The 23,363-nt window shown below is 38.4% G+C and carries 21 protein-coding genes and 1 riboswitch; of the genes, 15 read left to right on the top strand and 6 right to left on the bottom strand.

Annotated features, from left to right (window positions below; translation table 11 throughout):
* The first annotated feature begins 18 nt into the window (after window positions 1–18).
* Genes LJY09_RS24245 through LJY09_RS24235 form a run of 3 tightly spaced genes read left to right on the top strand, consistent with a single transcriptional unit; the run spans window position 19 to window position 4,896 of the window.
* Window positions 19–1,044 carry a glucose-1-phosphate adenylyltransferase family protein gene (locus LJY09_RS24245; RefSeq protein ID WP_025750736.1) on the top strand — a complete coding sequence of 342 codons (1,026 nt, stop codon included), beginning with the start codon at window positions 19–21 and terminating at the stop codon, window positions 1,042–1,044.
* Window positions 1,041–2,471 carry a glycogen synthase GlgA gene (gene glgA / locus LJY09_RS24240; RefSeq protein ID WP_028411872.1) on the top strand — a complete coding sequence of 477 codons (1,431 nt, stop codon included), beginning with the start codon at window positions 1,041–1,043 and terminating at the stop codon, window positions 2,469–2,471. Before LJY09_RS24245 ends, glgA begins: the two co-directional genes overlap by 4 nt.
* A gap of 13 nt (window positions 2,472–2,484) precedes the next feature.
* Entirely contained in the window at window positions 2,485–4,896 is a 2,412-nt protein-coding gene (locus tag LJY09_RS24235; protein ID WP_028411871.1) for a glycogen/starch/alpha-glucan phosphorylase, read from the top strand.
* Between the two features lie 37 nt (window positions 4,897–4,933).
* Here the strand turns inward: LJY09_RS24235 and LJY09_RS24230 are convergent, their stop codons facing one another.
* Complete coding sequence (locus LJY09_RS24230) at window positions 4,934–5,731, bottom strand: TIGR00266 family protein (protein WP_013059569.1); 798 nt, start codon at window positions 5,729–5,731, stop codon at window positions 4,934–4,936.
* A gap of 94 nt (window positions 5,732–5,825) precedes the next feature.
* Window positions 5,826–6,578: a TraR/DksA C4-type zinc finger protein gene (locus LJY09_RS24225; RefSeq protein ID WP_013059568.1), complete on the bottom strand. Its 753-nt coding sequence runs from the start codon at window positions 6,576–6,578 to the stop codon at window positions 5,826–5,828.
* A gap of 353 nt (window positions 6,579–6,931) precedes the next feature.
* Here LJY09_RS24225 and LJY09_RS24220 point away from each other — a divergent pair, with 353 nt between their 5' ends.
* From LJY09_RS24220 to LJY09_RS24185, 8 genes are all read left to right on the top strand, one after another.
* Entirely contained in the window at window positions 6,932–8,353 is a 1,422-nt protein-coding gene (locus tag LJY09_RS24220) for an isochorismate synthase (RefSeq protein WP_098627468.1), read from the top strand.
* The gene (gene menD / locus LJY09_RS24215; RefSeq protein WP_155010582.1) at window positions 8,340–10,094 is read left to right on the top strand and encodes a 2-succinyl-5-enolpyruvyl-6-hydroxy-3-cyclohexene-1-carboxylic-acid synthase; all 1,755 of its coding nucleotides are present in this window, start codon (window positions 8,340–8,342) and stop codon (window positions 10,092–10,094) included. The genes LJY09_RS24220 and menD overlap by 14 nt, the downstream gene beginning before the upstream one ends.
* A gap of 3 nt (window positions 10,095–10,097) precedes the next feature.
* Window positions 10,098–10,907 carry a 2-succinyl-6-hydroxy-2,4-cyclohexadiene-1-carboxylate synthase gene (gene menH, locus LJY09_RS24210; RefSeq protein WP_155010581.1) on the top strand — a complete coding sequence of 270 codons (810 nt, stop codon included), beginning with the start codon at window positions 10,098–10,100 and terminating at the stop codon, window positions 10,905–10,907.
* A gap of 16 nt (window positions 10,908–10,923) precedes the next feature.
* Complete coding sequence (gene menB / locus LJY09_RS24205; protein ID WP_013085280.1) at window positions 10,924–11,742, top strand: 1,4-dihydroxy-2-naphthoyl-CoA synthase; 819 nt, start codon at window positions 10,924–10,926, stop codon at window positions 11,740–11,742.
* An 82-nt stretch (window positions 11,743–11,824) separates the two neighbouring features.
* Window positions 11,825–13,288: an o-succinylbenzoate--CoA ligase gene (locus tag LJY09_RS24200; protein ID WP_028411866.1), complete on the top strand. Its 1,464-nt coding sequence runs from the start codon at window positions 11,825–11,827 to the stop codon at window positions 13,286–13,288.
* A gap of 3 nt (window positions 13,289–13,291) precedes the next feature.
* A complete protein-coding gene (menC, locus tag LJY09_RS24195; protein ID WP_028411865.1) occupies window positions 13,292–14,395 on the top strand; it encodes an o-succinylbenzoate synthase in 1,104 nt (367 codons plus the stop codon).
* A 278-nt stretch (window positions 14,396–14,673) separates the two neighbouring features.
* A riboswitch (cobalamin riboswitch) is annotated at window positions 14,674–14,860 on the top strand.
* A 132-nt stretch (window positions 14,861–14,992) separates the two neighbouring features.
* The gene (locus LJY09_RS24190; protein WP_028411864.1) at window positions 14,993–17,236 is read left to right on the top strand and encodes a ribonucleoside-diphosphate reductase subunit alpha; all 2,244 of its coding nucleotides are present in this window, start codon (window positions 14,993–14,995) and stop codon (window positions 17,234–17,236) included.
* Window positions 17,237–17,252: 16 nt separating this feature from the next.
* Entirely contained in the window at window positions 17,253–18,296 is a 1,044-nt protein-coding gene (locus tag LJY09_RS24185) for a ribonucleotide-diphosphate reductase subunit beta (protein ID WP_013059560.1), read from the top strand.
* A gap of 29 nt (window positions 18,297–18,325) precedes the next feature.
* Here the strand turns inward: LJY09_RS24185 and LJY09_RS24180 are convergent, their stop codons facing one another.
* Together LJY09_RS24180 and LJY09_RS24175 are read right to left on the bottom strand one after the other, a co-directional pair.
* Window positions 18,326–18,529, bottom strand: a complete 204-nt coding sequence (locus LJY09_RS24180; protein WP_013059559.1) for a hypothetical protein — start codon at window positions 18,527–18,529, stop codon at window positions 18,326–18,328.
* 66 nt (window positions 18,530–18,595) lie between these two features.
* Window positions 18,596–18,754 (bottom strand): DUF1540 domain-containing protein, encoded by a 159-nt coding sequence (locus LJY09_RS24175; protein WP_013059558.1) that lies wholly within the window; start codon window positions 18,752–18,754, stop codon window positions 18,596–18,598.
* A gap of 207 nt (window positions 18,755–18,961) precedes the next feature.
* On the opposite strand from LJY09_RS24175, the gene LJY09_RS24170 reads away from it, so the two are divergent.
* The 3 genes from LJY09_RS24170 to LJY09_RS24160 are packed head-to-tail and all read left to right on the top strand — an operon-like array spanning window position 18,962 to window position 20,527.
* Window positions 18,962–19,243, top strand: coding sequence for a DUF2325 domain-containing protein (locus LJY09_RS24170; RefSeq protein ID WP_028411863.1), 282 nt, complete (start codon window positions 18,962–18,964; stop codon window positions 19,241–19,243).
* 54 nt (window positions 19,244–19,297) lie between these two features.
* The gene (locus tag LJY09_RS24165; RefSeq protein ID WP_223546271.1) at window positions 19,298–20,053 is read left to right on the top strand and encodes a hypothetical protein; all 756 of its coding nucleotides are present in this window, start codon (window positions 19,298–19,300) and stop codon (window positions 20,051–20,053) included.
* A gap of 15 nt (window positions 20,054–20,068) precedes the next feature.
* Entirely contained in the window at window positions 20,069–20,527 is a 459-nt protein-coding gene (locus tag LJY09_RS24160) for a flavodoxin (RefSeq protein WP_028411861.1), read from the top strand.
* A gap of 29 nt (window positions 20,528–20,556) precedes the next feature.
* On the opposite strand, the gene LJY09_RS24155 is transcribed toward LJY09_RS24160, so the two are convergent.
* Together LJY09_RS24155 and LJY09_RS24150 are read right to left on the bottom strand one after the other, a co-directional pair.
* Entirely contained in the window at window positions 20,557–21,594 is a 1,038-nt protein-coding gene (locus LJY09_RS24155) for a cytochrome d ubiquinol oxidase subunit II (RefSeq protein WP_028411860.1), read from the bottom strand.
* 15 nt (window positions 21,595–21,609) lie between these two features.
* Complete coding sequence (locus tag LJY09_RS24150) at window positions 21,610–22,944, bottom strand: cytochrome ubiquinol oxidase subunit I (protein WP_028411859.1); 1,335 nt, start codon at window positions 22,942–22,944, stop codon at window positions 21,610–21,612.
* 152 nt (window positions 22,945–23,096) lie between these two features.
* Between LJY09_RS24150 and LJY09_RS24145 the strand changes: the two genes are divergently transcribed.
* Entirely contained in the window at window positions 23,097–23,342 is a 246-nt protein-coding gene (locus LJY09_RS24145; protein ID WP_028411858.1) for a type B 50S ribosomal protein L31, read from the top strand.
* The last annotated feature ends 21 nt before the right edge of the window (window positions 23,343–23,363 follow it).

The following is a 23,363-nucleotide window of genomic DNA, read 5'->3' as shown; positions in this document are numbered from 1 at the left end:
CAGAGAGGATGAACGACATTGAATAATCAAATGCTTGGTATTATTGATGCTTGTACAAACACAACAGCGCTGCAGCCTTTAACCTTTTATAGATCGATTGCTGCCATTCCTTTTGCAGGGCGCTATCGATTAATCGATTTTACGCTTTCTAATATGGTGAACTCTGGAATTTCGAGCGTTGCCATTTTTCCTCGTGATCGCTATCGCGCATTGATGGATCATATAGGTTCAGGAAAAGAATGGGATTTGGATCGGAAGCGAGATGGATTGTTTATCTTCCCTCCTATGACAAGTGATTTACACTTAGAGAGTCCATCACTATTCACGCAGTTCCGTTATCATATTGATTATTTCTTAAGAAGTAAGCAGGAATACGTATTAATTGCTAATAGTTATACGATATGTACAGTTGACTTTGAGCACGTGCTGCAGCGTCATATTGCTTCAAATGCAGATATTACTGAAATGAAGCAGGGTGATAAATCGCTTAATATGTATATTATTAATAAATCTATTCTAGTTAATATTTTGCAAAATGAATCGCATGATTTTTATACGATTAAAGAAATGGTTCGATATATGGCACAATCTCATCGTGTAGAAAAGTACGAGCACCATGGATATACGGCTGAGATTTCTAGCTTAGATGCCTACTATAAAACAAGTATGGAAATTTTATCTCCAGATGTTTGGAAGCAGTTATTTATCAACGAACGTCCTGTTTTCACTAAAGTAAAAGATGAACCGCCTACTCGTTACGCAAAAAAAGCGGTTGTGAAAAACTCAATGATCGCAAACGGGTGCGTGATTGAAGGACATGTGGAAAATAGTATTATCTTCCGAGGCGTTAAAATTGGAAAAGGTACGGTCGTTAAGAATAGCATTGTGATGCAAAAAGGCGTTATTTTAGAAAATAGTGTATTAGAAAATGTTGTTTTAGACAAAGATGTGAAAATAGGAAGTAATGAAACGTTGCTAGGTGAGTCAGGTCTACCTAGAGTCATTGCTAAAGGAACAACTCAAGGAGCGTTGATGAAGTCGTGAATGTATTATTTGCTGTATCAGAATGTGTACCTTTTATTAAAACAGGAGGATTAGCAGACGTAGCAGGTGCCCTGCCTAAAGAATTAAAAAAGTTAGGAACGAACGTATGTGTAGTCATGCCAAAGTACGGAACCATTCCTCAACATTATCAAGATGAAATGGTGCTTGAAAAAGTTATTCATGTGCAGGTTGGGTGGAGAAGACAGTACTGTGGGATTGAATCGTTAACGATGGATGGCGTTAAATATATTTTCATTGATAATGAATATTATTTTAAAAGAGATAGCTTATATGGGCACTACGATGACGCTGAACGATTTGCTTTCTTCAGCAGAGCTGTGCTTGAAGCTATCCCATTTTTAGAGAATGAGCCTGATATCATTCATTGTCACGACTGGCATACGGCTATGATTCCATTTTTACTTCGTGCTAATTATGATATGTATGATCATATCCAGACGGTCTTTACGATTCATAACTTGCAATTCCAAGGAATTTTCCCTAAAAGCAATTTATATGAGCTATTAAATTTAAATGATTATTATTTTACTACAAGCCAGCTCGAGTTTTATGGGAATATTAATTTTATGAAAGCGGCTCTTGTATCAGCTGATAAAATTACCACGGTAAGTCCTACATATCGAGATGAAATTCAAATGCCCTATTACGGAGAAAGTTTAGATGGATTATTGCGTCAGCGAAATCAAGATTTAATTGGGATTGTAAATGGAATCGATGAAGAAGCTTATAGCCCAGACGCAGATCAGCTTATATCTTATCCTTATTCTGTAGAAGAGATTGAAGGAAAATATAAAAATAAAAAAGAGCTCCAGCGCTATCTTGAATTAGAGGAAAATAACGATGTTCCAATTATTTCGATGGTTACAAGGTTAACCCAGCAGAAGGGATTGGATTTAGTCAAGCACGTTTTCCATGAGACGGTTAACTTAGGAGCCCAAATTGTTATTTTAGGAACTGGCGAACACGAGTTTGAGCAGTTTTTCCGTGAGATGGAAGATACGTACCCGCAACAAGTAAAAGCCATTATTGGTTTTAATGAGGAACTTGCTCATAAAGTTTATGCCGGTACGGATTTATTTTTAATGCCTTCCCGTTTTGAGCCGTGCGGACTCGGACAATTAATAGCCTTAAAGTATGGAACCATTCCAGTCGTGCGTGAAACGGGCGGCCTGAATGACACGGTCAAAGCTTATAATGAATATAGCGGAGAGGGAAATGGCTTCTCTTTTAAGAATTATAATGCTCATGACATGCTTCATACGTTAGAAAGAGCTGTTTCATTTTATCACCAGAAAGATGTATGGAAAAAATTAATGATGGATGCTATGAGTCAGGATTATAGCTGGGGGCAATCGGCATTTAAATATAATCAATTGTATTCAAATTTGACATCTACTCCATCGTGAAAGGGTGAGCAGATTGTTCTCTGATAAAAAAAGCTTTCAAGAGGCTTTTTTAAAAAAGCTGGAAATGACATATGGAAAGAGCTTTAAAGAATCTACTGTTCAAGATCACTATCATACATTAGGAAATATGGTGCGAGAGTATATTAGCAGCGATTGGATTTCAACCAATGAAATTCATAGGTCTTCACATACAAAGCAAGTGTATTATCTTTCTATCGAATTTTTATTAGGCAGACTGTTGGGTCAAAATCTGTTGAACTTAGGAATTCGGGAAGTTGTAAAAGAAGGATTAAGTGATCTGAATATTTCACTTGAAAATATTGAGGAAATCGAAGTAGACGCAGGATTAGGAAACGGGGGATTAGGCAGGCTTGCTGCTTGTTTTTTAGATTCTCTTGCTTCACTTAATCTTCCTGGTCACGGTTATGGGATTCGCTATAAACACGGTTTGTTTGATCAAAAGATTGTAAACGGCTTTCAAATTGAGCTCCCAGAACAATGGTTAAGGCATGGGAATTCATGGGAAGTACGCAAATTAGATCAAGCAATCGAAGTGAACTTTTGGGGCGAAGTTGAAATGGTACAGGAAGACGGAACATTCTCTTTTCGTCATGTAAAAGGAGAACCCGTCTCTGCTGTTCCTTATGACATCCCGGTTATCGGGTATAAAACAGATACAGTGAATACACTTCGCCTTTGGAATGCGGAGCCTTCATCATTTCCAGTACATAAAGATGTGATGGAGTATAAGCGTCAAACAGAGGCTGTATCAGAATTTTTATATCCGGATGATACACATGAAGATGGTAAAATATTAAGGTTGAAACAGCAATATTTTCTTGTGTCAGCTAGCTTACAAAGTATTATCAGAGCACATCGAAATACCTATCAAACACTTACAAACTTTCACGAAAAAGTAGCCATTCATATTAACGATACGCATCCTGTACTTGCGATTCCTGAGCTAATGAGAATTTTACTGGATGAAGAAAAAATGGAATGGGAAGATGCATGGCATATTACGTCCAATACCATTTCATACACAAACCATACGACTCTTTCTGAAGCCCTTGAGAAATGGCCGATTGATTTATTTCAACCCTTGCTTCCACGAGTGTATATGATTATTGAAGAAATTAATGAGCGCTTTTGTAAAGAATTATGGGAAGCATATCCAGGAGACTGGCAGCGGATTGAAAATATGGCTATTTTAGCGCACGGGCTAGTAAAGATGGCTCATTTAGCAATTGTGGGAAGTTATAAAGTAAACGGCGTGGCAAAGATTCATACTGATATTTTAAAAGAACGAGAAATGAAAGATTTTTATCAGTTTTATCCTGCTAAATTTAACAATAAAACGAATGGAATTACCCACCGGCGCTGGTTGTTAAAAGCTAACCCGCAGCTTTCCTCTCTTATTACCGAGGTGATAGGAGATAAATGGATTAAACAGCCGCATTCTCTTATAAAGCTCCAAGAGTATGTGGAAGATCCAAGCTTTTTACAAGGACTAAAAACAGTAAAACAACAGCGTAAAAAGCTGCTTGCCGATATTATTCAAGAGCAAACGGGAATTAAAATAGATTCACATTCTATTTTTGATGTACAGGTTAAAAGGCTTCATGCTTATAAAAGACAGCTTTTAAATGTACTGCACATTATGTATTTGTACAATCGATTAAAAGAAGACCCTAATTTTCAAATCGTGCCTCGTACATTTATTTTTGGTGCGAAAGCTTCTCCCGGCTATTATTATGCAAAAAAAGTCATCAAGCTAATTAATTCTGTAGCTGATGTTGTCAATCATGATCCACAAACATCACCGTTTTTAAAAGTCGTTTTTTTAGAAAACTATCGAGTGTCACTTGCTGAGTATATCTTTCCTGCAGCGGATGTCAGCGAACAGATTTCAACCGCCAGCAAAGAAGCTTCGGGAACGGGAAATATGAAATTCATGATGAACGGAGCGTTAACTCTTGGTACGATGGACGGAGCGAACGTCGAAATTAGCGAGGCAGTAGGAAAAGATAATGTCTTTATTTTTGGGTTAAAAGCCGAAGAAGTATTGAGCTATCAGCAAAATGGAGGATACCGTGCCTATGATTATTACCATCATGATAAGCGGATTCGACAAGTGCTCGAGCAGCTCACAAACGGCTTCTTACCTGACACATATGACTTATTCGAGCCTATATATGATTCATTATTAATGCAAAATGATGAATACTACGTACTCCGTGACTTTGACTCATACGTTACGGCACAGCAAAAAGTAAACGAAGCTTATGGAAATGAAAATAAATGGCTTCAAATGAGTGCGACGAACATTGCACATTCCGGCTTTTTTTCTAGTGACCGAACGATTGAGGAATATGCATCTGATATTTGGGGAATTCATTCCACTAAAAATTTATTAAATCAATAAATAAAAAAGGTGTAGTCAACGACTACACCTTTTTATTTTATCTGTTGTCACCGTTTAAGAAATCACCTAAAGAACCAAGGATACTGCCTTCACCTTTACCTCCCGTTGGTGAAACTGCACTTGATAAAACGCGATCGGCTAGTCGACTAAAAGGAAGAGATTGAATCCAAACTGTTCCCGGTCCTGACAGAGTAGCAAAAAACATGCCTTCTCCTCCAAACAGAGCTGTTTTAATTTTCCCTACATATTCGATGTTGTAATTTACATCACGGGTCATGGCCACTAAACAGCCAGTATCTACACGAAGGCGTTCACCCGGCTGCAGCTGTCTCTTATGAATGGTGCCGCCTGCATGCAAAAATGCGAGGCCATTGCCTTCTAATTTTTGCATAATAAAACCTTCACCGCCAAAGAAGCCCGTTCCTAGTTTTTTTTGAAAGTCAATACCAACGGATACGCCTTTGGCAGCGCATAAAAAGGAGCTTTTTTGACAAATGATTTTATGATCGAGCTGCTCTAAATCGACAGGAATAATCTTACCTGGAAAAGGTGAAGCGAAAGATACCTTTCGCTTGTGATATCCGTTATTTGTATATACCGTCATAAATAAACTTTCACCAGTTAATACGCGTTTCCCAGCACCTTTTAGTTTATTAAAAAGTCCGCTGCTGTTGGAGGAAGAACCGTCACCAAAAATGGTTTCCATCTCAATATCATCTTCCATCATCATCATTCCTCCAGCTTCTGCTATCACACTTTCTGAAGGATCTAATTCAATTTCAACAAACTGCATGTCATCTCCATACAATTTATAATCAATTTCATGTGCATTCATTATGTTCACCTCATTATTAATTCTAATCTCCTATTCATTCGATGTCATCTCCCATAGCTCCTACTAAAAATAGAAAAAAGAGTAGTATGAAGAACTACTCCTTTTCAGTGTATGGATCTTTCTCATAGGCCGGTAAATCTCCAAATATGGTCATCGTACCTTCTTCATCCAGTGCATTTTCATATCGCTCATGCTCTTTTGAAGGGTAAATAGGAAGAGGCTGTCCATATAAATCGGTAGCGGCAAAGTTTTCATAATCTTCAACGTACCCGATAGCTTCATCCGCCTCAATATAGGTTTCACTATAGTTAGACGTATCTTCTATAAAATCAGAAGGAGATTCAGACGTCCCGTAACGCGCAACGTCTTGCCAAGAATCTTCTGCGTCGTATCCTGTCGTCTCGGTATCGTCATAGTCGTATTGACCAAATGGGTGATGGAGAACATTTTCTTCTACAGGTCTGTGCTTTGGAATATCCTGTGATGGGCTATGTTCTCTACAGTATAAAGTAGTTGGTACAGCCTGAAGTCTTTCAAATGAGATATCTGCTCCACATACTTTGCATGTTCCATACGTGCTGTGAGCGATTGCCTGCAGTGCTTCTTCTATTTCATGTAGCTCTTGTTTTGCATGTTCATTTAGTGCAAGGTCTTTTTCACGCTCGTATGTTTCTGTGGCTGTGTCACCAGGGTGGTTATCGTAGCTTGAAAGTTCTCCTACAGCATCGTGAGCGTCGCTTCGAGTTAGACCAAAATGATCATTTTGATCAAAGTGCGATTGAATATCAGCCTGCTGCTGCTGTAAATTTTGTTTTAACTGACTGATTTCTTGTTTTGAAAGTGTCATGAAGCTCCCCCTTAAAAATTTAGTGTGCTTTTGTAGTATGTGTTAAAAATTCAAAAAAACACGATTCATATTAGGAGGATTTGGGGTATTCATGAAGCTAAGAGAGAAATGGAGTGGAAAATTAAAGAAAGGTAAAGGTTATAGAAAAGGGTATGATAAAAATAATGTTCTTGAGGGCTAAAGGGTACTAAATAGATCATAAAGATTTTTTTATTGGTTTACTGAAAAGGCGTAATTTAGACAAGCAAAATTAATTTTTGCTCATGAATCGCGATGCTAGATTTTTTTGAACTGAAAGTTTATAATAAGTTAGTTACAGACTTAAGAAAAAAAGATGAACGGGGGGACGTAGTGTGATTGCAACGACCGAACAGTTAGTACAAGAATACATTAAAGATGCGATTGAGCGTGCAAAAAATGAAAATCAGCCAAAATTGGTCAGTTTAGTGAAAAAAGTAAGACCTATTGACCCCCTTATTTTTTATGCGAACGGACATGACCAGTTTTATAAAGAACGCTTTTTTTGGAAAGATCCCAACAGTTATTATACATTTGTTGGATTAGGATATGCGCATACTATTTGCACCAATGCGGCAAAAGAACGTTATTTCCACATTGAAAATGAATGGAAGCGCTTTATAAAAGAAGACTTTTATAAAAATAACCAAATTTTCCCTGATGGGACAGGTCCTCTTTTATTTGGAGGATTTTCATTTGACCCAAATCAGTATCGAGAAAACTATTGGAGTGATTTCCCGAGTTCAAAATTTATGATTCCAACTGTGTTATATACCCAGGTAAATAAAGAAGGATATCTTACCGTTAATATGATGGTTAAAGGACAAGATTCTGTAAAAGAGCACATCAATTATTTCGAAGAGGTCCAAAAACTTGTTCTTTGTGAAGAGTACGACGGGGAATCTCATATTTCACCTTTGCTGTTGGAAAAAGAAGAAATTGGGGTAGAGAAATTTAAAGGAAATATTGAAAGAGCTACTACTTTAATTAAGCAACAGGTTATAGAGAAAGTGGTTCTTGCTCGCCAATTAAAAGTAAAATTTAATGAAGATATTTCTACTGAATACGTGCTTCAGCGTCTGTTAAAGGAACAGCCAACTAGCTACACATATATTTTAGAGGGAGAGCATCAGCATTTTATCGGCGCTTCCCCAGAAAGACTAGTACAAAAACAAGGAGATTACGTGTTTTCCACTTGTTTAGCGGGTTCGATTCCAAGAGGAAAGACAAGGCAGGAAGATCACGAACTAGGTGAGGAATTGCTTCAGGATCCTAAGAACTTAATTGAGCACGATGTTGTTGTTCATATGATTAAAGAAGCGATGAATTCTTATTGTTATGAAGTAGAAATTCCAAGTAAGCCAAGTTTATATAAAACAAAGCATATTCAACATTTGTATACACCTGTGAAAGGGCGTATAAAGGAAGATGTGACGCTATTTTCATTTATTCAAAAGCTCCATCCAACACCAGCGTTAGGAGGATATCCTCAACAGGAGGCCTTGCCTATTATTCGAAAGCTAGAATCCTTTGACCGAGGGTGGTACGCAGCTCCTTTAGGATGGATGGATATCAATGGAAACGGTGAATTTATAGTAGGAATCCGCTCGGCTGTTATTCAGCAAAAAGAAGCTGTTTTATTTGCGGGCTGTGGAATTGTAGCAGATTCTACGCCTGAAAGTGAATATGAAGAAACAAAAATTAAATTCAACCCGATGCTTTCAGCTTTAGGAGGGATTATGCGTGGAACACATTAAATCATTAACAACGTATATTGCGTCATTCGTGGATGAATTAGTAGAAGCAAATGTTGAAGAAGTAGTGGTCAGTCCAGGGTCACGTTCAACGCCTATTGCGATGCTTATGGCTGAGCACCCTGATATTCATGTGCACTTAAACATTGATGAACGTTCTGCCGGCTTTTTTGCTCTAGGAATAGCAAAAGCAAAGAAAAAACCAGTGGCGCTTGTATGTACATCTGGAACAGCTGCAGCGAATTATTATCCTGCAGTAATTGAAGCTCACTACTCACGCATTCCTTTAGTCGTTATCACAGCCGATCGGCCGCACGAGTTAAGGGATATAGGTGCCCCGCAGGCAATTAATCAGAATCATCTTTTCGGTCAGTATGCGAAGTGGTTTGTAGATACAGCTTTACCAGAAGAAAGTGCAGATATGAATCGTTATATTCGAACAGTAGCTTCAAGGGCTGTTCATACAGCTCAAGCTATACCGAGCGGTCCTGTACACATTAACGTACCTTTACGTGAACCGATTGTACCAGATTTGTCTATTGAAGATTTATGGAGTCAGGGGAAACGCGGTAAATCATATGTGGCTGCTATTCATGGAGAAGCATCTCTATCTGAAAAAGGATTCGAAGAAATTGCGAAGCGCCTAGAGGGAACAACAAAAGGACTTATTATATGCGGAGATCAAATGTCTTTAAAAGCAGTAGACAGCGTATGCCGTTTAGCTGACGCTTTAAGCTTTCCGGTGCTCGCAGATCCGTTATCACAATTAAGAAGCGGCAAGCATTCAAAAGAAAATGTAATAGAGACATATGATACATTTTTAAAAAGTGATAAGGTTGATGAGCGTTTTTACCCCGAAGTTGTCATTCGTTTTGGCGCGATGCCGGTATCGAAACCGCTATTGCAATTTTTAAAAGCACACGAGCCGAAAGAAATGTTTGTAGTTGACCAAGGTAAAGGCTGGAGAGATCCTACTTTGCGTTCAACAGTGATGATTGAAGCCAATGAAACATTATTTTGTGAAGAACTGATCAAGCGCCTTTCAGCGAATCAAGAGGAGTCTACTTCATGGCTGAGTCTATGGAAAAAGATTAATGTTCAAACTGCACAGGCTCTCAAAACATTAACTTCTGGCCAGGAATGGTTCGAAGGACAAGTAGTTCAAGAAATTGTGGATGTAGTACCTGAAGGCACGGCTTTGTTTGTTGGAAATTCAATGCCTGTTCGAGATATTGATTCTTTCTTCTTAAATACGGAGAAAGATATTCCACTTTTTGTAAACCGAGGAGCAAATGGAATTGATGGTGTGGTTTCGTCTGCTCTAGGCGTAAGCACGGCTTACGATCACACCGTTTTATTTATTGGTGACCTATCTTTTTATCACGATTTAAATGGTCTGCTGGCAGCTAAGATGCATAATTTAAATTTAACCGTTGTGCTAGTTAACAATGACGGCGGAGGAATTTTTTCATTTTTACCGCAGTCAAAACAAGAAAAGCACTTTGAATTTTTATTCGGTACGCCAACTGGATTGAATTTTGAGCATGCCACTCGTCTGTATGATGGCACATTTTCTTCAGCAAGCAGCTGGGAAGAATTTCGACATGCAATGAACCATGCTTTCACAAAAGGCGGGTTACATGTTGTAGAGATTCGTACAACTCGTACAGAAAATGTAGAGACTCATCGCAGTTTGTGGAAACTTGTTTCCGAGGAAATAAATTTGTCAAACGGTGTGGAATAAGCAATGATGTATCAATTAAATGGTGTATCTTACTATGTGCACACCGAGGGAAAAGGAGAGCCGCTGCTGCTTCTTCACGGCTTTACCGGTTCTTCTCAAACCTGGCGTACCTTTATGAAGAAATTCGTTAAAGACTATCAAGTGATTGCTGTTGATATTATTGGTCATGGCCAATCAGCAGCTCCGAAAGAAATCAAACCATATTCAATGGAAGCAGCTGTTGAAGCACTGCATGAGCTGCTTCAACAGCTATCTCTATCACAGGTGAATGTAATTGGATATTCGATGGGAGGAAGGCTTGCTCTCTCATTTGCTCAGCGATATCCACACCTTGTGAAAAAGTTGGTATTAGAAAGCGCATCGCCTGGTTTAAAAACGCGAGAAGAACAAAAGCTAAGAAAAGAAAAAGATGAGCAGCTGGCGAGCCGCATTGTGAAAAATGGAATTGAAGAATTTGTGAACTTTTGGGAGGAAATCCCTCTTTTTCGTTCTCAAAAGCAATTGCCTAGCTATGTTCAAGAAGCGGTGCGTCAAGAAAGACTTTCGCATACAGAAATCGGCCTTTCCAACAGTTTGAAAGGAATGGGAACAGGAGTCCAGCCGTCCCTTTGGGAGAAGCTGGACGATCTGTTGATGCCGGTTTTGCTTATTACAGGAGAAGTAGATCAAAAGTTTTGTTTAATTTCCAAAGAAATGCAAACATTAATACCAAATGCTACTTCTAAAATTATTTTAGGGACAGGCCATGCAATTCACGTGGAACAACCCGAGATTTTTGGTAGAATAGTAAGTGAGTTCTTAGCTACTACATAATTAGGAGGAAATAAAGATGACAGTTGAATGGACATCAGTACGTCAATATGAAGACATTTTATACGAAACATATAACGGAATCGCTAAAATTACGATTAACCGTCCGGAAGTGCACAATGCATTCCGTCCAAAAACAGTAATGGAATTGATCGATGCATTTGCTTATGCTCGTGACGATGCAAGCGTTGGAGTAATTGTATTAGCAGGTGCTGGGGATAAAGCATTTTGCTCAGGCGGAGACCAAAGAGTTCGCGGTCACGGCGGCTATGTAGGAGAAGATGAAATTCCACGTCTAAACGTTCTAGATTTACAGCGTTTAATTCGCGTAATTCCAAAGCCGGTTGTTGCAATGGTATCAGGCTATGCAATTGGTGGAGGCCACGTTCTTCACGTTGTATGTGACTTAACAATTGCAGCGGATAACGCAGTCTTTGGACAAACAGGTCCTAAAGTTGGAAGCTTCGATGCAGGATATGGCTCTGGTTACTTAGCTCGCATCGTAGGCCATAAGAAAGCGCGTGAGATCTGGTTCTTATGCCGTCAGTACAACGCTCAAGAAGCACTAGACATGGGATTAGTAAACACGGTCGTTCCATTAGAACAGCTTGAAGCTGAAACAATTCAATGGTGTGAAGAGATGTTAGAAAAAAGTCCAACCGCTCTTCGTTTCTTAAAAGCAGCATTTAATGCTGATACGGACGGCTTAGCTGGTATCCAGCAATTTGCGGGTGACGCAACGCTTCTTTATTACACAACGGACGAGGCAAAAGAAGGTCGCGATGCATTTAAGGAAAAACGCAATCCAGACTTCCAACAGTTCCCACGTTTCCCTTAAACAGCTGAAACAGCTTGGTGATTATCATCAGGCTGTTTTTTCAATTTGATTTAGTTAATTAGTATAAAAAGGAGAGAAATTTATGAGTGGCCAAACGATTCCTAATGGGCTTATGCAAAGAGCATATTTGACGCCAAACCGAGTGGCGGTAGAAACACTGCAAACGTCGCTTACTTTTCAAGAGCTTCATAAGCGTGTTCAAAAAGTAGCGCAGCAGCTTTCGTTTAACGGTGTAAAGCAAGGTGATACCATTGCTTTATGCATGAAAAACAGCGTGGAGTTTATTGAGATTTTACATGCGGTTTCTTATATTGGCGCTCGGGTGCTGCTCGTCAATACGCGTTTGACAAATGAAGAAATCAATTATCAGCTAACAGATGCAAACGTGTCGTTGCTTATTACGGATGAAGCATTTTTAACGAGAGAGTTCCAAAGTTCCATTACTCAGCTTCCTTTATCTTCTTTAAAAAGTTCTCCAGAAACAGAAACGTATTTTCAGAAAACGTGGAATCTCGAGGAGACGTTCACCATTATGTATACGTCTGGAACAACAGGTAATCCAAAAGGAGTGCTGCAGACATATGGAAATCACTGGTGGAGTTCCATTGGTTCAGCGCTTAATTTAGGATTAAATGAAAAAGACTGCTGGCTTATAGCGGTTCCTTTGTTTCATATTAGCGGATTATCCATTTTAATGCGGAGCGTCTTTTACGGAATGAAAATCATTTTAGAAGAACGATTTGAAGCAAGAGCGGTGAATGAAGCCATTGAAAACAAAGGAGTAACAATTATTTCGGTTGTCACTTCCATGCTATCGAATATGCTGGATGAATTAGCTGAACGTAAATACCCAAATACATTTCGCTGTATGCTTTTAGGAGGAGGACCCGCACCGCTTACTATTTTAGAGGCTTGTGTGAATAAAGAAATTCCTGTTTATCAAACGTATGGAATGACAGAAACATCTTCACAGTTCGTTACGCTTTCACCTGAAGATAGTTTGCGAAAACTGGGATCAGCAGGTAAACCATTATTTCCGTGTGCAATGAAAATTGTAGATGAGAATGGAAATGAAACACGTGAAGCAGGAGAAATCATTGTTAAAGGTCCAAATGTTACAAAAGGATATTTAAATAAACCTGAAGCTACTAAAAAAGCCCTTCAACAAGGCTGGTTCTATACAGGAGATATCGGGAAAGTGGATGAAGAAGGTTTTCTATATGTATTAGACAGACGTTCGGACCTTATTATCTCAGGTGGAGAAAATGTATATCCAGCTGAAATTGAAAATGTTTTGTTGAAGCATCCCGCTGTTAAAGAGGCCGGTGTAACGGGAGTAGCCGATGGAAAATGGGGACAAGTTCCTGCAGCATGCATTGTTATAAACGAAGACGTTTCAGATGAAGAGTTATCTTTACACATTCAACAATTTTTAGCAAAGTACAAACTTCCAAAGTATTTCGTTCGAGTAGAGGAGCTGCCGCGAACGGCCTCTAATAAAATCATACGCCGGAAGCTATCATCGTTCATACAGAAAGGGATTTAATCGATGATTATCAAAAAAGTACATCTTTATAAAATTGACATGAAGCTTCTTTCTCCTTTTTCAACAAGCTATGGTACGGTCCAGGATCGAGAATTGATTTTGCTTGAAGTAGAAGATGAAAAAGGATTTACAGGATGGGGAGAAGTCGTTGCTTTTTCATCTCCTTGGTATACGGAAGAAACGATTCAGACATGTTTTCATATGTTAGACGATTTTTTAATTCCTTCGCTTCTTCACCAGCAGCTTCAAAAACCAGAGGATGTTCAAAAGTTATTCAAACCTCTAAAGCGGAACAACATGGCTAAAGCAGCTTTGGACTGTGCTGTATGGGATTTGTATGCAAAGCGCCAAAATAAGCCCTTAGCTGAAGTAATTGGCGGAATAAGGCCTGCTGTAGAAGCTGGAGTGGTAGTTGGCTTAAATGATATTTCCATCATGAAAGAACAAATAAAGACTTATATGAAAGATGGTTATAAGCGCTTTAAAGTGAAAATTAAGCCAGGCGCTGACTATGAGCTACTGAAACAAATTCGAGATGAATTTCCAAGCATTCCTCTTATGGCTGATGCCAATTCAGCCTATACGTTAAGCGATAGTGATTCATTGAAAAAACTAGATGAATTGAATTTAATGATGATCGAACAGCCGTTAAGTTCGGATGATATCCTTGATCATCGATTATTACAAAAGCAAATGAAGACGCCGATTTGCTTAGATGAAAGTATTGTGAGCTATGAAGATGCACGTCATGCAATCGAACAAAAAAGCTGCAAGATTATCAATGTGAAAATCGGTCGAGTTGGCGGAATGTCTGTAGCAAAAAAAATTCATGATTTATGCGCCCTACACGGTGTAAGGCTTTGGGTTGGCGGAATGTTAGAAGCCGGGATTTCACGAGCTCATAACATCGCCCTTGCCACACTGCCTTCTTTCACGATACCAGGTGACATTTCTGCGTCGTCTCGCTATTGGGAAAAAGATATTATTAAGCCCGAAGTAGAGGTAGAAGCCGGAGTAATAAAGGTGAAGGAAAAACCGGGGATAGGATACGATATTGATAAAAAGTTTATCAAAACAATCACAGCATTTGAAAAAGAATACAAATAATTAAAAACCGTTTTTTATGAAAAACGGTTTTTTTATTGATGTTGGCAATGTTTAGTAGAAAAATAGGACAAATTTTTTAAAAAGAGCACATTGTTCCATCAAGCGTGTCAAAACATGTTATGATGGAGTAGTTTGATGAAAAAAGTCGAAGGATTTTATCGTAAAAAACAAAATTATTTTTGAAAATAGGTTGATAGTTTTCTAAGTTGTCCTATATAATGTGTTTATAACATAACACAATATGTTGTTTGTTAAACAATAATAAAATACTATATTTTGTGTTTTCCAGTGAAAAAGGTGTCTGATAAAAAGACTTAAAAGGGAATTTGGTGAAAATCCAAAGCTGTCCCCGCAACTGTGAATGCTGATGAAATAAGGAGATCCACTGTGAGTAAACATCATGGGAAGGCCTTAAAGTAAAAAGAAGCATAAGTCAGGAGACCTGCCTTTTTTATGTCGTTTTATCTTCTTCGGGAGGTGAGAGGGTAGAGCGAGGATTGAGAAAAGACTTAGTGTCTTCTTCTATCTTCGTTCTATTCGCTCACCGAGGTACGGTGAGCGATTTTTTATTTTGAAGTGAAGAGAGGAGCCATATTTATGGTGAATACATTAAAGCCTACAATTCTACATGAATTAACTGCATATATTGAACGTTTAAAAAAAGAATTTACGCAACTTGATTTTTCTTTGTATGAGGAAAAGGTTATTCAAACTGTTACAGTAAAGGAAAATATGACGGACGAAAAGGTTGCAAACGTACTAATTTTGGCAGCCCTAGAGCGTATTTCAATGGAAGAACCAGATTGGACGTACGTGGCGGCAGACGTCTACTTAAACGAACTATATCGAAAAGCAGCGGACAACCGAGGTTATGATAAAAAAGAGAAGTACGGTTCGTTTTATCAGCTTATTCAAGAACTAACAAAAATCGGCATTTATAATAAACAGCTATTAAAAACATATACAGAAGAAGAAATTAATGAAATTGCTTCAGTCATTATTCCTGAACGCGATCGTTTATTTACATACATTGGATTGCTGACATTAGCAGATCGCTATTTAGCGACATCACATGATAAGCGTGTATACGAATTACCGCAAGAACGTTTTCTTATCATTGCTATGACGCTGATGTCTCAAGAAAAGAAAGAAAATCGAACAGCATTAGTAAAAGAAGCGTACTGGGCGCTTTCTAGTCTATATATGACGGTTGCCACACCAACACTCTCAAACGCAGGAAAGAGCTACGGACAGCTATCTAGCTGCTTTATTGATACGATTGATGACAGCTTACGCGGTATTTATGATAGCAATACAGATTTGGCCACGCTTAGTAAAAATGGAGGCGGAATTGGTGTCTACCTCGGTCATATTAGAAGCCGAGGAAGTGATATAAAAGGTTTTAAAGGCGTATCATCAGGAACAATTCCATGGATGAAACAGCTAAATAATACGGCTGTAAGTGTCGATCAGCTAGGTCAACGACAAGGAGCTATTGCTGTATATTTAGATGTTTGGCATAAAGACATTTTTTCATTCTTAGACGCGCGTTTGAACAATGGTGATGAACGCCAGCGCACGCATGATTTATTCACTGGCGTATGTTTGCCAGATTTGTTTATGGAAAAAGTAGAAGCACGTGAAGACTGGCACTTATTCGATCCTCACGAAGTTCGTACGCTGATGGGCTACTCGTTAGAAGATTTTTATGATGAAGAAGAAGGCAGCGGTTCGTTCCGCACTCGTTACGCTGAGTGTGTAAACAATGAACAGCTTTCAAGAGAAACAGTGCCTGCTATTGAGATCTTCAAGCGCATTATGCTTTCGCAGCTTGAAACCGGAACTCCTTATATGTTCTATCGTGATACGGTTAACCGAGCTAATCAAAACCGACACGCGGGCATGATTTACTGCAGTAACTTATGTACAGAAATCACGCAAAACCAAAGTACAACGGTCGTAACAGAGGAAATTACGGAAGACGGAAAAATTATTATTACAAAGAATCCGGGCGATTTTGTTGTATGTAATCTTTCTTCTATTAACTTAGCGAGAGCCGTAACTGAAGATGTACTTGAACGTTTAATTCCAATTCAAGTACGCATGCTTGATAATGTTATTGAGTTAAATGATTTGCCGGTACTTCAAGCAAAGCTAACGAATCAAAAGTACCGCGCAGTAGGGCTTGGCACATTTGGCTGGAACCATTTGCTTGCCTTAAAGAAAATAGCATGGGAGACAGATGAAGCGGTAGCATATTGCGATGAATTGTATGAACAAATTTCTTACTTAACCGTGCAGGCAAGCATGAACTTAGCTAAAGAAAAAGGCGCATATCCATTATTTAAAGGCTCAGATTTTGAGTCAGGCGCTTATTTTGAAACACGTGAATACACGAGCGAAGCGTGGAGTGAACTGCGTAGCGAAGTTCAAAGCAATGGGATAAGAAATGGATATTTAATGGCTGTAGCACCTAATTCATCAACATCTATTATCGCGGGTTCTACGGCAAGTATTGATCCGATTTTCCGTAAGTTTTATTCAGAGGAAAAGAAAAACTATAAAATCCCAGTGACGGCACCAGATTTATCGCCAGCAACAAACTGGTATTATAAGTCCGTTTATTTAATTGATCAGCACTGGAGCATTAAGCAAAACGCCAAGCGCCAGCGTCATATTGATCAATCTATTTCATTCAATTTATATGTACAAAATGATATCCGAGCAAAAGAGCTGCTGGATCTTCATATGACGGCATGGAAAGAAAAATTAAAAACGACCTATTACGTACGTTCAACATCAAGTGAAGTCATTGAAGAATGTGAAAGCTGTCATAGTTAAAAGGAGTGAATAATTGATGACAAGCATGTTAAAACGAGAATTAATGAACGAAACAGCTCCGAACCGTTCGACAGGAATCATCAACGGCAAGAGCTCCAATATTCTAAACTGGGATGACGTCCGATTTTCATGGGCGTTCCCTAAATACAAGCGTATGCTAGCTAATTTCTGGACGCCGTTTGAAATTAATATGGGTCAAGATATTAAACAGTTCCCTCAGTTAACCGCTGACGAACAAGAGAGCTTTCTAAAAATTATTGGCCTGCTGGCGCTACTGGACAGTATTCAATCAGATTATGCTAGCAAAGTAGCTGACTATGTAACCGATTCTTCGATTAACGCTCTAATGATTATTTTAGCGCAGCAAGAAGTGGTTCATAATCATTCGTATTCATATGTTTTATCAAGTCTTGTACCAAAAGGAAAACAAGATGAAGTATTTGAATACTGGCGTACAGACGAAAAGCTTCGCGCACGAAATGACTTTATTACAAACGGATATAAAGCATTTAGCGAAGAAGCAACGGTTGAAAACTTTTTGAAGTCTATGGTATATGATGTTATTTTAGAAGGACTTTTCTTCTATAGCGGATTTGCGTTCTTCTATAATCTTGCGAGAAATCAAAAGATGGTGGCGACATCTACGATGATTAATTATATCAATCGTGATGAACAGCTTCACGTTGGGTTATTTGAAAAGATTTTCAAGGAAGTACTAAATGAAAATCCAGCTTATCGTACGGAGGAGCTAGAAACGTTTGTAGTTGAAACGTTCCAAGAGGCAGCTCGTCTTGAAATTGAATGGGCGGAATCTGTTATTGGAGAAAAATTCGACGGCATTACGATGAAAGAACTGCAGCAGTACATTGAATATATGGCGAATAAACGCTGTAATCAGTTAGGCTTCGGTCGAGCTGCTTTCCCAGAAGCACCGATTGAAAATCCTCTTCGTTGGATTATTGCTTATCAAGAGGTAGATTTAGGGAAAACCGATTTCTTTGAACAGAAATCACGACAATATACAAAAGCATCAGATGCAAATGGATTTGATGATTTATAAACACAAAAGCTGACTAATTTCCTTATTGATTAGTCAGCTTTTTTTAAGTGAATAAGTCCAAGTTCTAACGCACGTGTGGTAATTAAGTCATCAATTTCTTCTGGAATGTTTTCAAGTGTTCCCCATTTGTATGTCCATAAATGAGTAAATGATTGTACATAGATTGGAAAGGTTTGTTCATTTGCTTTTATGGCTTCTTCTTTAAAAAAATGAATCAGTTGTTCAGTCTTCATACTAGTCTCCTTTTTTATGATCTTGAAGAGAGAAAAAAGACAACCCAGAGGCTGTCCTTTTGCGGGTTACGCTTCAGTTGGCTTGAACGTTTTACAGTCTGTTTCATAGCTGCTTGCTGCATGTTTTCCGCTATGACTTACTACGTAAATTTCTTCTGCACTGCAGTGATTTCCATTTTTCCAAAAGTGACAGTTATTTACTTCACAAAGAATGTTTTGTTCCAACGTTAACCCTCCTTTGTATGTGATAGCTATAGTATGGTCAAAATTCAACTAACTTATAAGAAAGGTGGTAGACTTTCATTTTAATTGAGAATTTTTATCAATTAAACATTGACAAAGAGAATCATTCTCAATTAAACTGTATATATAGTAAAGAATACAGGTTGTTGTCAAATCATTAAATGAATAATTAATTGGGAGGGAACAAACATGTCATCAGTCATGGTTGTAGGAGGAGACAGGTTAAAGCATATTACAGATCGTCTAGCGGGAGAAGGGTTTAATGAAGTAATTCATTTAGATGGCCGTAAAAGCAATATGGTGAAGCGAGAAATTCCCGAACATATTGGGTTTGTATTAGTTATTACGGATTTTATTAATCACAATATGGCAAAAGTCATTAAAGAGAAAGCAAAAAAACAGCAAAAACCAATTTATTTCGTCAAACATTCATGGAGTGCTATTCGTAAAGTGATTGAGCAAATTTCATGATTTAATTTTTGATCATTATTGAGAATGAATTTCAATTAGGGTGGTGAGACATAGATGGAACCGATAAAAGTGCATATAAAGACACTCTCCAATAACCACATCGAACAATTTATTCGATGTCCGTACAAATTTTATCAGCAGCAGCTTCTTTTGAAAAAGACATCTATAGATTGGAAACAGCATGTTCAAGTAACCGTCCATCAAATCATTAAAACATACTATAGCAAGCCAGTTGAGTATCGCTCAAACCTCTATGTTTTACAGCTTATTGAAAAATATTGGCGCCTAAAGCCAAATATGTTTTCATCACCCATTCACTATTACGATGTGTTAGCTAAAGTAAGTGATTATTTACTGAGGTTTTTAGGCGAGAAAACACATGTGGAGCTACCACTTTTTGTGTTTGAAAAATACAGCGTTTATGTAGAAGAAATTCAAAGCAACCTTTCTCTGACCATTGATTTTGCTGCATGGACAGAGAAGTCTTATACGGTAACAAAATTCATTCTAGATGACCATGAAGAAGTGAAGAACGCAATGAAAGACTTTATTATCGTTTTTTCGAAACAAGCTTTTCAAAAGGTTCCTGAACAAATTCGTTTTTATTCATTATTAACCGGAGAAACAACAACTTATTATATTGCAACAGGCGATTATGAAAAGGCCATACTTCAACTACATATTGTCAAAAGTGTGTTAATGGAACCAAAACATTTTCAAAAGAACTATGCATCCAGTGAGTGTGAAAACTGTCCTCTTAAGCAAGAATGTGATGAAGAAGGGGATGTGCGGCCCACACTGCTGGTGTAAAGGAGCGTCATTTACATGAAGGAAATCTTACTAGCTTATGCGAGTATGTCAGGCAACACAGAAGCAATAGCCGATTTGATCGAAGAAGAATTAGTCAAGCATGGATTGCATGTGAAACGAGCAGAAGTATATGACATTGCTGCTTCGGACCTTGTATTGGCAGAATCTATTATCTTTGGAGCTTATACGTGGGGAGATGGAGAGCTGCCAGATGATTTTTTAGATCTTTATGATGAAATGGATGATATAGATCTCAGTCAAAAGCAGATGGCTGTATTTGGTTCAGGTGATTCATCATATGATGTTTTTTGCGGAGCAGTTGATTTAATTGAAGAAAAAATAAAGGGACGCAACGGAAATATAGCTGTTCCTGGTTTGAAAATCGAGCTTTCTCCCTTTGGAGAAGATGTAGAAAAATGTAAGGTATTTGCTAAAGACTTTGCTGAAGTAGTGGCAAAATCTGCTGCTTCATAAGAAAACCCGGTCAAGTGCTGACCGGGTTTTTAATATGGCTTCTTTTTGCTGTATTCTTTATTATCTTTCATAAATAGACGCCAGAAATAAAAGAATCCAGGAAATAAAATCGCAAAGCCAACAATATACACAATAAATAACGAATGGAACGCATCGGGATGTGTAAATCCATTCTCAATCGTTACGTTTGGATACACGACATACGGTAAATGACTTCGTCCGTATACGTAACTTGCTAAGAAATATTGAAGGACGATTGATACCACGGCTAAACGAGGCATTCCTTTTCCTTTTTGAGAAGGCAGCAGCAGAGCAATACCAGCTACTACAAATAGACCTACAGACCCGTAAAGAAGAGGCTTAAACTGCATCATTTTATCATATAACCAGCTGGCTTCTGATTGCATTGTAATCATAATAAAGATAGCCATTAGCAGTGAAAGAGGTCCTGTAATGAGCGCATCGCGCCGATAGACCGCATAAGCTTCCATTTCGTCAGATGACTTCGAGTAGTCTGCTAATAAAAGAGACGACAGAAACAGGGAAGAAGTAATGGCAAAACCAATAAATGAATAGACGTGCGGACTTGAAAACACTCTTGCTAAATTTAATCGCTGCGTTCCGTCAATTACATCAATAAATCCACCTTGACTTACGGGCAGTACGGCGATTAAAAAAGCGGGAATTAATACGCCAGATATACCAGATACGTAAACCAACGCTCTCCGATATTTGAAGCTGCCAGCATAGTGTGAAAACACTAAAAATCCGCTTCGAATAGATAAGAGAAGTAAAATGATACTCCCCGGTACTAGTAGCACTGTTCCAAGCGTAAATGTAGCTCGCGGAAAAAAGCTAAACAGCGCAACAACAATCGCAACGATAAATACATTGGTTACTTCCCAAGTAGGCGATAGATATCTGTTTGCTACATCTGTAGCATTTGTTTTCGTACGGTTAATATAGACCATCGACCAAAAACCAGCTCCAAAGTCCATCGTTCCCATTACAGCATAGATAAAAATGAAGCCCCATATTACAGTAATTGCTAGTAATGAATCACCCATATTCTCACATCCTTTTTAATCTGCTTGCGCAGCAAGCTCTTTAGAAAGCGGATTTCGTCTAAAATAAAACACCAGTACAAGGGCGACTGCGGCCACGAGTACGATATAAACAAGCAAAAACAAGAAAAATAAAATATGCAAATTAGCAGAAGTAGTAACGGCTTCTGATGTACGCATGATGCGGTAAATGACCCAGGGTTGTCTGCCTGTACATGCGAAAATCCATCCGAATTCAATGCCCATGATCGCGAGAGGGCCCGTTGCGACAAATGCCCACATGAAAACTTTAGGGAAGCTTTTCTTCTTTAAAAACTTGTACCAAACAACGCCCACTAGCGCCACTAAAATTAAAATCGATCCGATAATGACCATACCGTTAAACAAGGTATGCACAAAAAGCGGCGGCCAATAATCTCTAGGGAAGTCATTGAGTCCAGTAATCACTGTATTAAAGCTATTACCCGACAAGAAGCTGAGCATCCATGGAAACTCAATGCCATACTTGACTCGCTGTTCTTTTTCATCTGTAAATCCGCCTAAAGCTAATGGCGCATGATCTTGCGTTTCAAATAGACCTTCAGCTGCTGCAAGTTTTTCGGGTTGATATTCGTATACTTTTTGCATCGATTCATGTCCATTCAAAGCTGTTACAAAAGAAAAAATCCCGCCGATTACTAATCCCATCATCAATGCTTTATGATGAAATTTATATTCTCTTGGATTATGTTTTCGCGCACGAAGCATTTTAAAGGCAGCGACTGAAGCAATGACAAAGCCTCCGGTTGTATAAGCAGAAACGGCTACGTGACCGGACGTTACAAAGAAACTCGGATTAAAGAAAGCTGCCCAAGGATCTACGCTTACAATTTCGCCATTTAAAATTCGAAAGCCAGCAGGTGTTCCTTCAAATGCGTGCACGTTTGTAATTAAAACGGCAGAGGCAAGAGCGCCTATTGCTACTAAAATGAGACTGATAATCCTCATTTTTCGAGAAATACGGTCCGCTGCGTATACGTAAATAGAGAGAAAAAGAGCCTCAATAAAGAAAGCATAAATTTCAATTTGAAAAGGAAGAGCCATCACTTTTCCTACGATTTCCATAAAACCCGGCCAAAGCAACGCTAATTGCACACCAGCAATCGTTCCCGTAGGAATAGCGACTCCAAGCAGGACAGCAGCTCCTTTTGTCCAGCGCTGTGCCATAAGTTCATAATCTTTATCTTTTGTTTTGTAGTAAAGAATTTCAGCCAATAAAATCATGAGAGGAATGCCGACGCCAAGAGTGGCAAAAATGATATGTACTCCCATGTTCAGACCAAACATTGAACGTGCAGTAACTAAATGATCCATTCATTTTTCAACCTTTCCAGTAAAGTATTGATAAACCTTATTGTCCACTTTTTACCACGCTTTATGCATCAGAATTGGTAAAACATATAACTTGAAAATAGTAATCATTACGATTATAATGAGTATATATTGTTTTAAAGGAGAGATATTTAATGAAAACAAATATTCATCCAGACTATCGTAAAGTTGTATTTATGGATACAAATAGCGGAACATCATTTTTATCAGGATCTACAAAACAATCAAATGAGAACGTTCAATGGGAAGATGGCAACACATATCCGCTCTTAAAAGTTGAAATTAGTTCGGATACACATCCATTTTATACAGGAAAACAAAAATTTGCTGATAAAGGCGGCCGTGTGGAACGCTTTAAGCAAAAATATAAATTACAATAAAAAAACTAGCCGAGAGGCTAG

This window comes from Priestia sp. J2 (genome assembly GCF_020790095.1).
GTDB classification, from domain to species: Bacteria; Bacillota; Bacilli; order Bacillales; family Bacillaceae_H; genus Priestia; species Priestia zanthoxyli.
Note: the sequence above shows the minus strand (reverse complement) of the source record. Positions and strands in the feature narration are given on the sequence as shown.

Excerpts from the sequence above, each read along its gene's own strand:
- LJY09_RS24230 (WP_013059569.1), bottom strand. The coding sequence starts at position 5,731 with ATGAATGCACATGAAATTGATTATAAATTGTATGGAGATGACATGCAG.
- LJY09_RS24225 (WP_013059568.1), bottom strand. The coding sequence starts at position 6,578 with ATGACACTTTCAAAACAAGAAATCAGTCAGTTAAAACAAAATTTACAG.
- menH (WP_155010581.1), top strand. The coding sequence starts at position 10,098 with ATGATGTATCAATTAAATGGTGTATCTTACTATGTGCACACCGAGGGA.
- menB (WP_013085280.1), top strand. The coding sequence starts at position 10,924 with ATGACAGTTGAATGGACATCAGTACGTCAATATGAAGACATTTTATAC.
- LJY09_RS24200 (WP_028411866.1), top strand. The coding sequence starts at position 11,825 with ATGAGTGGCCAAACGATTCCTAATGGGCTTATGCAAAGAGCATATTTG.
- menC (WP_028411865.1), top strand. The coding sequence starts at position 13,292 with ATGATTATCAAAAAAGTACATCTTTATAAAATTGACATGAAGCTTCTT.
- LJY09_RS24190 (WP_028411864.1), top strand. The coding sequence starts at position 14,993 with ATGGTGAATACATTAAAGCCTACAATTCTACATGAATTAACTGCATAT.
- LJY09_RS24185 (WP_013059560.1), top strand. The coding sequence starts at position 17,253 with ATGACAAGCATGTTAAAACGAGAATTAATGAACGAAACAGCTCCGAAC.
- LJY09_RS24180 (WP_013059559.1), bottom strand. The coding sequence starts at position 18,529 with ATGAAGACTGAACAACTGATTCATTTTTTTAAAGAAGAAGCCATAAAA.
- LJY09_RS24170 (WP_028411863.1), top strand. The coding sequence starts at position 18,962 with ATGTCATCAGTCATGGTTGTAGGAGGAGACAGGTTAAAGCATATTACA.
- LJY09_RS24165 (WP_223546271.1), top strand. The coding sequence starts at position 19,298 with ATGGAACCGATAAAAGTGCATATAAAGACACTCTCCAATAACCACATC.
- LJY09_RS24160 (WP_028411861.1), top strand. The coding sequence starts at position 20,069 with ATGAAGGAAATCTTACTAGCTTATGCGAGTATGTCAGGCAACACAGAA.
- LJY09_RS24155 (WP_028411860.1), bottom strand. The coding sequence starts at position 21,594 with ATGGGTGATTCATTACTAGCAATTACTGTAATATGGGGCTTCATTTTT.
- LJY09_RS24150 (WP_028411859.1), bottom strand. The coding sequence starts at position 22,944 with ATGGATCATTTAGTTACTGCACGTTCAATGTTTGGTCTGAACATGGGA.
- LJY09_RS24145 (WP_028411858.1), top strand. The coding sequence starts at position 23,097 with ATGAAAACAAATATTCATCCAGACTATCGTAAAGTTGTATTTATGGAT.